This window comes from Amycolatopsis sp. NPDC000009 (genome assembly GCF_055563465.1).
Window position 1 is genome coordinate 20,343 of record NZ_JBVHDI010000002.1, and the last position, 13,188, is coordinate 33,530.

13 protein-coding genes are annotated in these 13,188 nt (G+C 69.9%); 12 read left to right on the plus strand and 1 reads right to left on the minus strand.

Features of this window, described 5'->3' with window-relative positions:
* The first annotated feature begins 113 nt into the window (after positions 1 to 113).
* The 10 genes from hpt (at position 114) to folK (ending at position 9,277) form a co-directional block, all read left to right on the plus strand.
* Positions 114 to 677 (plus strand): hypoxanthine phosphoribosyltransferase, encoded by a 564-nt coding sequence (gene hpt / locus ACZ3HL_RS06095; RefSeq protein ID WP_093933323.1) that lies wholly within the window; start codon positions 114 to 116, stop codon positions 675 to 677.
* Between the two features lie 144 nt (positions 678 to 821).
* Positions 822 to 1,187 carry a hypothetical protein gene (locus ACZ3HL_RS06100; RefSeq protein ID WP_465410487.1) on the plus strand — a complete coding sequence of 122 codons (366 nt, stop codon included), beginning with the start codon at positions 822 to 824 and terminating at the stop codon, positions 1,185 to 1,187.
* 17 nt (positions 1,188 to 1,204) lie between these two features.
* Complete coding sequence (locus tag ACZ3HL_RS06105) at positions 1,205 to 2,581, plus strand: WXG100 family type VII secretion target (RefSeq protein ID WP_465410488.1); 1,377 nt, start codon at positions 1,205 to 1,207, stop codon at positions 2,579 to 2,581.
* Positions 2,582 to 2,646: 65 nt separating this feature from the next.
* Positions 2,647 to 3,441 carry an ESX secretion-associated protein EspG gene (locus ACZ3HL_RS06110; protein WP_465529173.1) on the plus strand — a complete coding sequence of 265 codons (795 nt, stop codon included), beginning with the start codon at positions 2,647 to 2,649 and terminating at the stop codon, positions 3,439 to 3,441.
* 136 nt (positions 3,442 to 3,577) lie between these two features.
* Positions 3,578 to 4,411 (plus strand): ESX secretion-associated protein EspG, encoded by an 834-nt coding sequence (locus ACZ3HL_RS06115; protein ID WP_465529175.1) that lies wholly within the window; start codon positions 3,578 to 3,580, stop codon positions 4,409 to 4,411.
* A gap of 189 nt (positions 4,412 to 4,600) precedes the next feature.
* Positions 4,601 to 7,018 carry an ATP-dependent zinc metalloprotease FtsH gene (gene ftsH / locus ACZ3HL_RS06120; protein WP_465529177.1) on the plus strand — a complete coding sequence of 806 codons (2,418 nt, stop codon included), beginning with the start codon at positions 4,601 to 4,603 and terminating at the stop codon, positions 7,016 to 7,018.
* A complete protein-coding gene (gene folE / locus ACZ3HL_RS06125; protein WP_465410493.1) occupies positions 6,987 to 7,601 on the plus strand; it encodes a GTP cyclohydrolase I FolE in 615 nt (204 codons plus the stop codon). The genes ftsH and folE overlap by 32 nt, the downstream gene beginning before the upstream one ends.
* Positions 7,598 to 8,440: a dihydropteroate synthase gene (gene folP / locus ACZ3HL_RS06130; protein ID WP_465529179.1), complete on the plus strand. Its 843-nt coding sequence runs from the start codon at positions 7,598 to 7,600 to the stop codon at positions 8,438 to 8,440. Before folE ends, folP begins: the two co-directional genes overlap by 4 nt.
* Entirely contained in the window at positions 8,433 to 8,792 is a 360-nt protein-coding gene (folB, locus tag ACZ3HL_RS06135) for a dihydroneopterin aldolase (RefSeq protein WP_020632060.1), read from the plus strand. The genes folP and folB overlap by 8 nt, the downstream gene beginning before the upstream one ends.
* Positions 8,789 to 9,277, plus strand: a complete 489-nt coding sequence (gene folK, locus ACZ3HL_RS06140; RefSeq protein ID WP_465529180.1) for a 2-amino-4-hydroxy-6-hydroxymethyldihydropteridine diphosphokinase — start codon at positions 8,789 to 8,791, stop codon at positions 9,275 to 9,277. Before folB ends, folK begins: the two co-directional genes overlap by 4 nt.
* A gap of 398 nt (positions 9,278 to 9,675) precedes the next feature.
* Here folK and ACZ3HL_RS06145 read toward each other — a convergent pair whose 3' ends face one another.
* Positions 9,676 to 10,617, minus strand: coding sequence for a MerR family transcriptional regulator (locus ACZ3HL_RS06145; protein ID WP_465529182.1), 942 nt, complete (start codon positions 10,615 to 10,617; stop codon positions 9,676 to 9,678).
* Positions 10,618 to 10,677: 60 nt separating this feature from the next.
* Here ACZ3HL_RS06145 and ACZ3HL_RS06150 point away from each other — a divergent pair, with 60 nt between their 5' ends.
* Positions 10,678 to 11,139: a DUF3180 domain-containing protein gene (locus ACZ3HL_RS06150; protein WP_126730147.1), complete on the plus strand. Its 462-nt coding sequence runs from the start codon at positions 10,678 to 10,680 to the stop codon at positions 11,137 to 11,139.
* A gap of 69 nt (positions 11,140 to 11,208) precedes the next feature.
* Positions 11,209 to 13,188 (plus strand): DUF6779 domain-containing protein, encoded by a 1,980-nt coding sequence (locus ACZ3HL_RS06155; RefSeq protein ID WP_465529184.1) that lies wholly within the window; start codon positions 11,209 to 11,211, stop codon positions 13,186 to 13,188.

Sequence of the window (13,188 nt, forward strand, 5' to 3'; positions counted from 1 at the left end):
GGGCCTCCGGCCGTGCGGGTTCACGCGTATCGTGACCATTCATCGACACGACCCGGCTCCGCGAACAGGCTCAGCCGAAGCACCCCAGTCCACCACCTAGAGGGGATCGTCCCGTGTACGAAGGCGAGATCGCCTCCGTGCTCGTCACCGAGCAGCAGATCAACGACAAGATCGCCGAGCTGGCGGCCAAGGTCGCCGCGGACTACCCGGCCGACGGCCCCGGCTCCGGGCAGGGAGACCTCCTGCTCGTCGGCGTGCTCAAGGGCGCGGTGATGTTCATGACCGACTTCGCCAGGGCGCTCCCCCTTCCCTCCCAGCTCGAGTTCATGGCGGTGTCCTCCTACGGCTCGGCGACGTCGTCGTCCGGCGTGGTGCGGATCCTCAAGGACCTCGACCGCGACATCGCCGGCCGCGACGTGCTCATCGTCGAGGACATCGTCGACTCCGGGCTGACGCTGTCCTGGCTGCTGAAGAACCTCGCCAGCCGGAACCCGGCTTCGCTGGAGGTCGTCTCGCTCCTGCGCAAGCCGGAGGCGGTCAAGGTCGACGTACCGGTCAAGTACATCGGCTTCGACATTCCCAACGAATTCGTAGTCGGATACGGCCTCGACTACGCGGAGCGTTACCGGGACCTGCCCTACATCGGAACCCTGGATCCGCACGTCTACACGTCCTGAGAACCGCTTGCCCGGGTGTGCGGAAATACGGAACCCTGAGCACGCGGAACGCGTCATAGGCTGCGATCGAGTGCGTTAACCTATGCGAAGACCTTTGCCACGCAGCCGTCGTGGCCTGGCCCGGGGGAAACGGAGAGAGCTCAGATGGGGAACAGCAGCCTGGCGGACGCGAACGCGTTCAAGAACGCCGCGGCTCAGGGGCAGGTCGGGATCGACCCGGACGCGGCCCAGACCGCACTGAACAAGATCCGCACCGGCAAGGACGCCGTCGAGGCACTGCTCCGCAATGCCGGCGACCTCGGGCAGGCGCCGAAGCTGGGCAACAACCCCGTCGGCAACGCGATCGCGGCCAAGGTCGCGAACCGTGCCGACGGTGGCGGCGACTCCTACACGGCCGCCCTCCAGAACCTTTACCAGCAGTACGAGGCCGCCGAGTCCGGCATCGTGACCGCGATGGCCCGCTACCACGAGATCGACCAGGCCGCGGCCGAGCCGTTCCGTAACGTCTGAGGGGGAGTCAGAAAGCCATGCCACCGAAGCACAGCGCCGACTCTTACGGCGAGAGCAACACCAGCGGCACGCCGGTCCAGCTCGGCGACAACACCGAAGCCGCGAACATCGTTTCGTCCGCGCGCGGCCGTTCCGACGGGTTCGACATCGGCGCCGACCGCGCCATCACGAACCCGCCGAACTGGGAGAGCGCGCCGAGCAGCCAGGACCTGTGGAACCAGGCCAACATCGGCAACGACCCCAGCACGGCGACCGCCATCAGCCAGTCGTGGGGCTCGCACGGCAGCAAGCTGAGCCAGGCGTCGAACGACCTCTACAACGCGATCTCCGAACTGGGCGCCGCCTGGATCGGACAGGGCGCCGCGGCCGCGCAGGGTTCGCTGGTCGCCATCGCGAACTCGGGTTCGCAGGCCTCCGAGGCCGCGCACACGATGGCGGACAGGCTGCAGAAGCAGGCCGACGCGGCCACCAAGGTCAAGCTCATGCCGAAGCCGACCGACTACAGCCCCGAGAAGGCCATGGGCCAGGCGCTGGCGGCGGGCCCGATCGGCATGATCACCGACCAGAAGCCCCTCGCCGACCAGGACAAGGAAGTGCGGGCGGAGCAGGCCAGGTTCCTCGAGGCCTACACCAAGGAGATGAGCGAGGTCGACAGCTCGACCCCGAGCTTCGGCCCCGAATCCCTCGGCATGAAGCCGACCGCGACGCACAACAGCGCTTCGTTCAGCGGCGTCGGCAACATCGGCGGCGGAGGCCTCAACTCCGGCGCCGTCTCCGGCACTCCCGTCTTCGCCGGCACGCACGGCTACGGCGGCGCGCAGGGCGGCGGCGCGGCTCCGGTCCACGTCGGTCCGGACTCGGGCGTGTTCTCGCAGGCCGGCTACAGCCCCGCCGCGAACGTCCCGGCCGCCGGTGTCGCGCCGGGTGCCGGTGTCGCTTCCGGCGCCGGTGCCCCGATGACCCCGCACGCCCCGGCGAGCGGCGGCAACGGGCTCGGCCAGGCCCTCACCGCGGCCGGGCTCGGCGGCGCTCTCGGCTACGCGGGCGCCAAGGCACTCGGCCAGGGCAACAAGTCCGGCGCCAAGGACACCGACAGCACCGACGCGGCGGCCACCGAGAAGGGCGGGCCTGCGCAGAGCGCGGCGTCCCAGGCCGTTCCGCAGCAGGGCATCGTGTCCTCCAGCGGCACCATCGGTGGCGGCGCCACCCCGCCGATGCACGGCGGCGGCATGGGCATGGGCGGCGGTATGGGCGCGGGTGCGCAGGCCGACCAGGAAGAGGAGCACACGCACGCGTCGTTCCTCATCGAGCCGGACCCGGACGACGCCTTCGGCGCCAACGAGGCGACCCCGCCGCCGGTCATCGGCGCGTGGACCGAAGACGACGAACGCTAGAGCGGTTTTCACCGGGCGCGCGGCCGATCCGGCCGCGCGCCCGCTGACTTGTTTGGGGGCGGAAGATGGCGAACGGTGACCTGCTCACCCCGGTCGAGCTGGACTTCCTGTGGGAGACCGCGAACGCCGGTGAGCTGCCGTACCCGCTGCGGCTCCGCTCGCACGGGGCGACCATGGACGAGCGCGCCGCCCTGCGGACGCAGACGCTCCAGTCGCTGAACCAGCGTCGTCTCGCCGACGAGCGAGGACGCCCCGAGCCGCATATCGAGGACTACTTCGGTGTCCTCGCGAGGCCGGACCTGAGCCTGGACTGCGTCCAGCTCAACAATCCCAACACCGAACCGCTGCTCGCGGTCGCGTCGCTGCTCGGCGGCCAGGGCCTGCTGACGGTGCAGGATCCGCGCGGTTTCCATTTCCACCCGATCGCCCCGGACGGTCTCGCGAGCGCGATCGTCTCCCTCCTGCCGCCGGGTTCGCGCGGCACGGAGAAGTCGATCACCCTGCCGCTGGACGGGCTCGTCGGTGCTTCGGGAGCGGACTTCCTCCAGCGTCGTCAGCCGCAGGTCGACGGTTCGGCGACGTCCGACGAGGACCGCAAGGCCCTGTCGAGGCTCCAGGCGCAGCCGCGGCTTCGCGGCGGCCAGTTCGGCGCCAACGCGCGCAGCAAACACGGCACGCGGAGCCGGTCTTCGGTGCTGAGCTGGTTCGACACGCAGTCCGGCCGGTACTTCACCCAGGCCAGCCGCGGTTCCGACGGACGGGACTGGATCACCGTCGCGCCCGCGGATCCGGCGACGCTGCGGCAGCGGCTCACGGAACTGCTGGGGAAGATCGCGGCTGAGTCTTCTGTCGCGCGCTGATCTTTGGGCCTCGTGAGTGGTAAGGACGGTTAGAACCGTCCTTACCACTCACGAGGCCTCCCCGAGTGTTCGCTATCGTGAACCTCTGGGCGTCCCGAGGCCCATGAAGCCGAGGTGCCGGGAGGGCACGGAGCAAATGCACCAGGAACACTTCACACCGATGGCGTTCGACTTCCTCTGGGAGTCCGCCGAGCTCGGCGACCTGCCATACCCGCTGCGCGTCCGGTCGCACGGCGCGACCGAGCTCGAACGCCGGGCGCTGCGCCAGCGCGTCGACAACGAACTCCAGGCCCGCGGCATCCGCGACGGCCGGGGAAGGCTGGAGCGGAGGATCGAGGACTGGCTGTACCTCCTCGCCCGCGGTTCGCTGACCATCGACGCCCTGCACATCCCCGAATTCCAGGCCCCGACGATCGCCGTGCTCGGCGCCACCGACGGCCGCGACGCGGTGATCGCGATCCAGGACCAGTCCGGGATCTGGCTGCGCGAAGCACCCGCCGACGGGCTCCCGACAGCGGTCGTCGACCTGCTGCCCCCGGGGCAGCGCGGCTCGGAGGCGTCGGTCACGCTGCCGATCGACGACGCCCGCCGCACCGAGCCGATCCGCGCCGCCATCAACGCGACGAAGCAGGCCGAGGAGCCCGAGGCGACGAAGACCCGCCGCAAGGACAAGCCGCGAGTCTCGCTCAGTGAACGCATCACCGCGGACCCGCGCGAGGCGTTCGGCAAGCTCACCGGCCAGCCGAGGCTGCGCGGAGGTCAGCTCGCAGCGAACAGCCGGTCCCACGTGGGCGCCAAACAGCGGTCCCGGGTCCTCGGCTGGTTCGACACCGCCAGCGGGCGCTATCTCAGCACGTCACAGGCCGGTCCGGACGGACGCGAGTGGGTCACCGTCTCGCCCGCCGACGTCAAGACACTCCGGACGCGGCTGGGCGAAATGGCCGCCGGTGTGGCGGTCGACACACGCTAGGGACCGGCTCCGGGAACCCTCGCGAGGCGGCGGGCGTTTACGTCCGAGAGGCTCACCACCCTCATCCGTCCAGGCGGGCGGTATCCTGAGGGGCGGGTGTCGGAGCACCATGGGTCGTCAAGATCGTGATGGCGGGTATCACATGAGCCGCCCAACCAGGAAGGGTCGAGGCCACCAGGGCCGAGTCGTATGAACCGGAAGAGCGTGCTCAAGAACCCAGTGCTCTGGATTCTCGCGGCGGTACTGGCGTTTCTCGCATACAACACGATCTTCGACAGTGATCGTGGCTACACCCAGGTGCCGATCTCGATCGCGAACCAGCAGATCACCGCGAACAACGTCAAGGAAGCCTCGCAAGAGGACAAGGAGCAGCAGATCAAGCTGCTCCTGAACAAGAAGATCGAGGTCGAGGGCCAGCAGGTCGACCAGATCATCGCGCAGTACCCGGCGAACGTCGCGGGCACCATCTACGGCCAGCTCATCGGCCTCAAGAACGGTGACAACCCGGTCAAGTTCACCACCAAGGTCACCCAGCAGAACATCCTCACCCAGATCCTGATCTTCGCCATCCCGCTGGCGCTGGTGCTGGGCCTGCTGATGTGGATGATGAACAACGCGCAGGGCGGCGGCAACCGCGTCCTCAACTTCGGCAAGTCGAAGGCCAAACAGCTCAACAAGGACATGCCCAAGACGACCTTCGGGGACGTCGCGGGCGCCGACGAGGCCGTCGAAGAGCTGTACGAGATCAAGGACTTCCTGCAGAACCCGGCGCGCTACCAGGCGCTCGGCGCGAAGATCCCCAAGGGCGTCCTGCTCTACGGGCCGCCCGGCACCGGTAAGACGCTGCTCGCGCGCGCCGTCGCCGGCGAGGCGGGCGTGCCGTTCTACACGATCTCCGGTTCCGACTTCGTCGAGATGTTCGTCGGTGTCGGCGCCTCGCGCGTCCGAGACCTGTTCGAGCAGGCCAAGCAGAACGCGCCCTGCATCATCTTCGTCGACGAGATCGACGCGGTCGGCCGCCAGCGCGGCGCCGGCCTCGGCGGCGGCCACGACGAACGCGAGCAGACGCTGAACCAGCTCCTCGTCGAGATGGACGGCTTCGACGCGCGCGGCGGCATCATCCTGATCGCCGCGACCAACCGCCCCGACATCCTCGACCCGGCGCTCCTGCGCCCCGGCCGCTTCGACCGCCAGATCCCGGTGTCCGCGCCGGACATGCGCGGCCGCAAGGCGATCCTCGAGGTGCACGCCAAGGGCAAGCCGATCGCGCAGGGCACCGACCTGAGCAGCCTCGCCAAGCGGACCGTCGGCATGTCCGGCGCGGACCTGGCGAACGTGCTCAACGAGGCCGCGCTGCTCACCGCCCGCCAGAACGGGCACGTGATCACCGACGCCGCGCTGGAGGAGTCGGTCGACCGGGTCGTCGGCGGCCCCGCCCGCAAGAGCCGGATCATCTCCGAGAAGGAGAAGAAGATCACGGCCTACCACGAGGGCGGGCACGCGCTCGCCGCGTGGGCGATGCCGGACATCGAACCGGTCTACAAGCTGACGATCCTGCCGCGCGGGCGCACCGGCGGTCACGCCCTGCTCGTCCCGGAGGACGACAAGGAGCTGATGACCCGCTCGGAGATGATCGGGCGCCTGGTCTTCGCGATGGGCGGCCGGACCGCGGAGGAGCTCGTCTTCCACGAGCCCACCACCGGTGCCTCCTCCGACATCGAGCAGGCGACGAAGATCGCCCGCGCGATGGTCACCGAGTACGGCATGAGCGCCCGGCTCGGCGCGGTCAAGTACGGCCAGGAGCAGGGCGACCCGTTCCTCGGCCGCTCGGCCGGCCGCCAGGCGGACTACTCGCTCGAGGTCGCGCACGAGATCGACGAGGAGGTGCGCAAGCTCATCGAGACCGCGCACACCGAGGCGTGGCACGTGCTGAGCACCTACCGCGACGTGCTGGACGAGCTGGTCATCGAGCTCCTCGAAAAGGAGACGCTGACCCGCAAGGACCTCGAGCGGATCTTCGCGACCGTCGAGAAGCGCCCGCACATCACCATCTTCAACGAGTTCGGCGACCGCAAGCCGTCCGACAAGCCGCCGATCAAGACCCCCGGCGAGCTGGCGATGGAACGCGGCGAGCCGTGGCCCCCGCCGGAGGAGAAGAAGGAGCAGCCGGTGCTGCAGCCGGCGCCGACCCCGGTCGGCACCGCGCAGGGCGGCGGCGACCTTCCCGGTGGCCCGCCGTACACGCAGCCCGCTCCGCCGCCGGACCCGAACGCGAACCCGTACGCCCCGCCGCCGCCGGGCGCCTACCCCAACGGTGGTCGCCCCAACGGTGGGCCGAACGGCACCGGTCACTGGCCCCAGGCATATGGTGGGCAGCAGCCGGGCGGTCCGGCAGGCGGTTACCAGGGTGGGCCCGTTGGCGGCCCGCCGAACTACGGGGCTCCTCCCGGATGGACCCCGGCCACGCAGCCGGGCGGCCAGCCGAACCAGCCCTGGCGTCCCGCCGAAGATCGCCCGCGTGACGGCTGGTTCGCTGACCAGCCCGGCGGTCAGCAGGACGAAGGACAGCAACGGCGTGACGACGGACAGGACGACACCAAGCGATAACGGCGACCGCCCGGTCTTCGACCAGGACCGGGCCGAGAAAGCCGTACGCGAACTCCTGCTCGCCTGTGGTGAGGACCCGGACCGGGACGGTCTCTTGGAGACCCCGGCCCGGGTCGCTCGCGCTTACCGGGAAATGTTCGCCGGTCTCTACACCGAACCGGACCACGTCCTGGACCGCACGTTCGACGAGGCCCACGAAGAACTCGTGCTCGTCACGGACATCCCGATGTTCTCGACCTGTGAACACCACCTCGTGCCCTTCCACGGTGTCGCCCACGTCGGCTACATCCCGAACGGCCACGGCAAGGTCACCGGCCTGTCCAAACTGGCCCGCCTCGTCGACCTCTACGCCAAGCGACCGCAGGTCCAGGAGCGGCTCACCTCCCAGGTCGCCGACGCGCTCATGCGCAAACTCGAACCCCGCGGCGCGATCGTCGTGGTCGAGGCCGAGCATCTCTGCATGGCCATGCGCGGTATCCGCAAACCCGGGGCCAGGACGACGACGTCCGCCGTGCGCGGGCTGCTGCAGACTTCGGCGTCCTCGCGGGCGGAGGCGCTGGACCTGATCAAGGGCCGTCGATGACCGCCCTGCCCCGGCCCGGCCGGTGCGCGGTGATGGGGATCCTCAACGTCACCCCGGATTCCTTTTCGGACGGTGGCCGCTATCTGGGCGTCGAGCAGGCGCTGGAGCACGCGCACGAGATGTGGGCGCGGGGCGCGGATCTGATCGACGTCGGCGGGGAGTCGACGCGGCCGGGAGCGTCCAGGGTGGACGCCGGGACCGAGATTTCCCGGATCATGCCGGTGATCCGCTCGCTCGCCGCCGACGGTGTCGCGATGTCCGTGGACACCACCCGCGCCGAGGTCGCCCTCGCCGCGGTCGAGGCAGGCGCGTCCGTCATCAACGACGTCTCCGGCGGGCTGGCCGATCCGAACATGGCGAAGGTCGCCGCCGAGACGGGTGTCCCGTATGTACTGATGCACTGGCGCGGGCACAGCAAGGACATGAACGCGCTGGCGTCCTATGAGGACGTCGTCGCGGACGTGCGCGCCGAGCTGCTGTCCCGAGTGGACGAAGCGCTCGCCGCGGGTGTCGATCAGAGCGCGATCGTGCTCGACCCCGGGCTGGGTTTCGCGAAGAACGCGGAGCACGACTGGGCGTTGTTGCACGGCCTGGATTCCTTTCTGTCGCTGGGTTTCCCGGTTCTCGTCGGCGCGTCACGCAAACGGTTCCTCGGGCGCCTGTTGTCCGGAAAGGACGGAAAGCCCGCTCCGCCGGACGGCCGAGAGAACGCGACCGCGGCCGTGTCCGCGCTCGCCGCGGCGGCCGGTGCCTGGGGAGTGCGGGTGCACGAGGTCGGCGCGAGCATCGACGCCGTGACCGTCGCGGCGGCTTGGCGGAAGGGGAGTCCTGTTGTCTGACCGGATCACGTTGACCGGATTGAGGGTCTTCGGCAGGCACGGGGTCTTCGACCACGAGAAGCGGGACGGGCAGGAGTTCGTCGTCGACATCGTGGTGTGGCTGGACCTCGGTCCGGCCGCCGCGTCCGACGACCTGACCAAGACGCTGCACTACGGCGAACTCGCGGAACTGGCCGCCGGGATCGTGGCGGGTGAGCCGTACGACCTCATCGAGAGTGTCGCCGGGAAGATCGCCGACGAGGTGCTGCGCGACGAGCGGCTGACCGCCGTCGAGGTGACGGTGCACAAGCCGTCCGCGCCGATCCCGCTGAACTTCGACGATGTCGCGGTCACGGTGCGGCGGGAGCGATGAGCCGCGCGCTGCTCTCGCTCGGCTCCAACCTGGGGGACCGGCTCGCGTTCCTCCGGTCCGCCGTCGCCGCGGTCCGGCCCGCGGTCGTCGCGGTGTCGTCGGTGTACGAGACCAAGGCGTGGGGCGTCGAGGACCAGCCGGATTTCCTCAACGCCGTCGTCCTGGTCGACGACCCGGCGCGTGATCACTGGGACTGGCTGCGCACCGGGCAGGCCGCCGAGCAGGCGGCGGAGCGCGTGCGCGAACTCCGGTGGGGCCCGCGCACGCTGGATGTCGACATAGTGACCGTGGACGGGGTTCGCTCCGACGACCCCCAGTTGCTGCTTCCGCATCCCGGCACGCCGGAGCGCGCGAGCGTGCTGATCCCCTGGCTGGAGATCGAGCCCGACGCGGTGCTTCCCGGCCACGGTCCCGTCGCCGACCTCCTCGCCGCCCGCCCCGCCTCGGACCGCGACTCCGTCCGCCTCACGCATTTCGTCCTCTGAATGCGGTAGTTGGCGATACGAACCACCGCATCCAGAGGACGAAACGCGCCTCGGGCAAGGGGGTGTGTGGATATAGGGACGTTGAGTGTCCCTATATCCACACACCCCTCACGTTCGGTCACCTCGCGGTGGGACTGGGGAGATTGGTGCGTTGGATGACCGGAAATCCACACAGTCACCGTCAAGCTCTGCCGGTGGTGCGTGGTGCGACTACCGCGAACCAGGTGTCGGATCGCTCCGGCGGGGAGCCCGATCTCCTCAGTGCCGGCGTTGCGAAAGCCACTTTCGCAACCTTCAACGTTGCGAAAGCCACTTTCGCAACGCCCACCCCGCCCCCGACCCTCGCAATTAGTCGACTAAATGCGGGAGCGGGGGCAGGTGGTAGCAAAGGTCCCTTGCTAACCCAGAGCGGAGCGCAGGGCGGCGATGATCCACTCGGCCTGCGCCATCTGCGAGGGGAACGACGGCCAGCCGTTGATCTTCCCCAGCAGCAGCCAGTACCGCTCGGCACGCGGGTCGGAGCTGATCGCCATCCCGTCGGTCAGCCGCTTCCGCCAGACCGGGTCGGCCGGGTCCCGGCCGTTCCGCGAAGACTGCGTGAAGATCGTCTCCGCCAGTTCGCGGCCCTCGGGCGAGTCCGGCGCGAGGCCGGCTTCGAGCGCTTCGGTCGCCCGAGCGCTCCACGCCATCCACAGCTCCTGCTGCTTCGCGCCGAAGTCCGCCCCGTCCTGCTTCCGCAGCTGCGAGTGCCACTCGCTCATCCGGCGGATGGACGCGCGGAACTCTTCGTCCTGCACGAGTTCGGCGAACTCGATCCAGGCCTCCAGCTGTTCGGGCGTCGGGTCGTCGGGCAGTTCCGGTTTCGCCGAGCGCATCCGCTCGTAGAACTCCGGGTCCAAGTCGAGTCCTTCGACCATGTCCGCCCAGAACTCGTCGAGCAAACGTTTGCGGTCTTCGTCCGACATCGACGCGAGTTTGTTCATCAGTTCGACCTCCTCCAGTGGTGAGTCCCGTTTGGCCACCGCTCGCAGGACCGCGCGGCGCAGTTCCAGCCGCCGGATCTGCTCGTCCAGGGCGGCGACGTGCTGGACCGCGAGGTCCCCGATGCTCGCTTCCCTGGTCAGCGCCCGCTCCACGTCGGCGAGGCCGAGTCCGAGCTCCCGCAGTGTCCGGACCAGTTCGAGACGTGCCATCGCGGTGGCGTCGTAGAGCCGGTAGCCCGAATCGGTGCGGTCGGTCGGGGGCAGGAGCCCCTCGTCGGAGTAGAAGCGGATGGTCTTCACCGGCAGGCCGGTCCGTTTGGCCAGCTCCCCGATGGTGAAAACCGCTGCGGTGCCCATATGCTTCATCGTCGACTCTCCAGTTGGTGGAGAGTCAAGCCTGCCAGGTAGCGTTGGACCATGCACTTCACCCGGCCACGTGAGCTGGCGGTGGCCGGCCTCCTGGGATTGGTCCTGGCCTATCTGCTCTTCCAGGTCGCCTACGGATCCATCCCCGCGCTTCCGCTCTTCGCCGGAATCACGCTGCTCGTCCTCGCGCTCTGCGAGTTCGTGCTCGCCTTCATCATCCGGTCGCGGATCAAGGAGGGCCGCGTGCTCTCCGCGATCTCCGTCGCTCGATCGGTGGCCCTCGCGAAAGCCTCTTCGCTCGCCGGATCCGCCATGACGGGCGTCTGGCTCGCGGCTTTCGCGTATCTTTTTCCGCGACGTGACGAACTCCTCGCGGCGAGCGGCGATCTCCGCTCGGCCACGGTCGGGATCGTCAGCTCGGCGGCGCTGGTAGCTGCGGCTTTATGGCTCGAACACTGCTGCCGGACCCCCGAGGGCGGTGATCGGGACACCGATCCCGAGCCGACCGGTTAACGCGCGAGAGCCACCGCTCGAAGTACCGACTAGGTCTCGTTCGGATTACTAGAAGGTACGGTGTTGGGCATGACCGGGGTGGGTGACGACTCGCGCGGCCGCCTTGCGGGTAGGCCGTGGCTTGTCGTCGGCTTGGTTCTCGCCGTCGGCGCGACTCTCGCATTGGTGCTTTCCGACGACCTCCGCTACTTGCGTCTGGGGATCGTCGCGGCGCTGTGGGCCGCCTTGATCGGTGCGTTCCTCGCGGTCCGCTACCGCAAGCACGTGTCACAGAGCGAGGACGCCGTCGCCGAGGCGCAGGCCGTCTACGAGCTGGAGCTGGAACGCGAGATCGCCGCCCGCCGCGAGTTCGAGCTGGAGATCGAGGCGGAGACCCGCCAAGCCGCCGAGAGCCGCTCGCAGGAAGAGCTCGAAGCGCTCAGAGCCGAGGTGAGCGCTCTGCGTGAAAGCCTCCAGTCGCTCTTCGGCGGCGAGGTCCTCCTCGAACGCGTCGCGCTCACCGCGCAGGCCACCCGGATGCGGTCCCTCGACAACAAGCAGCTGATGAGCGCGGGGTCCGAGAACGGCAACGGCAAACCCCAGCTCATGGCGGCCAAGAGCACCACGATCGACGTCGACGAGCGTGAGCGTGAACGGCCGACCGAGATGATCGACCGCGTCCTCGAACCCGCCGCCGCGCGGGTTCCGGCGCCGCCCGCCGCCCGCCGCAAACCGGCGAACGGCCAGGTCAACGGCGCAGGTGGCTACGGCCAGAGCAATCAGGTCCAGCGGCCGAAACCGGTCGACGAGTCGACTCGCCGCAGTATGCGCAAGGCGGACGCCCGCGCCTCGAAGGCGGCCGAAGCGCTCGCCGCCGAAGCCGCCCGCCGCGAGCGGATGGAGATGTCGAACCCCGGGATGTCGCCCGCCGAGATCTCCCGGCCGATGCCCAGGGTCAAGACCCCGCCGCCGGTGACCCCGGCCGAGGTGTCCCGCCCGTCCATGCCGGGGGTGTCGCGCGCCGAGGCCTCGCAGCCCTCGATGCCCACCGTCGCCCGGCAGCCCCAGCGCAACGAACCGCCCCGCCGGCCGCAGCAGCCGTCGCTGCAGCAACGACTCGACGCCGGCACCGTGCAGCGTCCGCCCGCGCCGCGGCCCGATGAGCAGACCCGGAAGCAGACGCCGCCGGTGAAGCCGCCCGTGCAGGCGAAGCCGGTCAAGAAGGTCGAGCCGGATCGCCCCCGGCCGAACCGCGAGCTCGGCCTGACCCGCCCCGGGATGAAGCCGGTCGAGCGGTCCCAGCCTGCCGGTGGCACGCCGCCGCCCGCGAACAAGCCCGCCGCGCCGGAGCCGATGGAGGCCACCGGCGAGTGGAAGCCGTCGTGGACGCAGGAGCGCCCGGTCTCCGACCTGAGCGCGGCGTTCCCCAGGAAGGACGACTTCCAGGACAGGCTGCGTCCCACGCCGCCGCCGAAACCGCAGCCCTCGGTGTCCCTGCCCCGGCCGGAGCCGCGTCCCGAGCTTCGTCGTGAGCCGGAGCCGCCGACCCCGCCGTCGATCCCGGCCGTGTCCGAGCCGCCTCGCCGGGCCGAGCCCGTGCGGAAGCCGGAGCCCGAACCGGTGCGCCGTCCGGCGGCCGAGGCGCCGTCGCGGCACAGTTCGCCGCCCGCCGAGGAGCCGCCCGCGGTCAACCCGACGTTGCCCGAAGAGATCCGCCTGGCGCAGAACGGCGGCGGTGGACGCCGTCGCCGCGCGGCGGAAGACTCCTCGGTTTCGCTCACCCCGGCCCCGAACGTTCCCGAGCCCACCGGAGGCGGCCGTCGCCGTCGTCCGGACGGCGAGCCCCCGGCCTGGCAGAACACCGAGTCCTCGGGTGGCCGTCACGGCGGCAGACGGGCGAAGCCGGACGACGAGACGCCGTCCCGCAGTGGCTCGTCCGGGGCTTCGCACAGCCGCCCGGAGACTTCCGAGGCGGGTTCCCACGCGTCCGGCCGGTCGGTGATGGATCTGCTCGCCGCCAACGGCGCGAACGAGTCCACACCGCGGCGCAGGCGGCGCGCCGAAGACTGA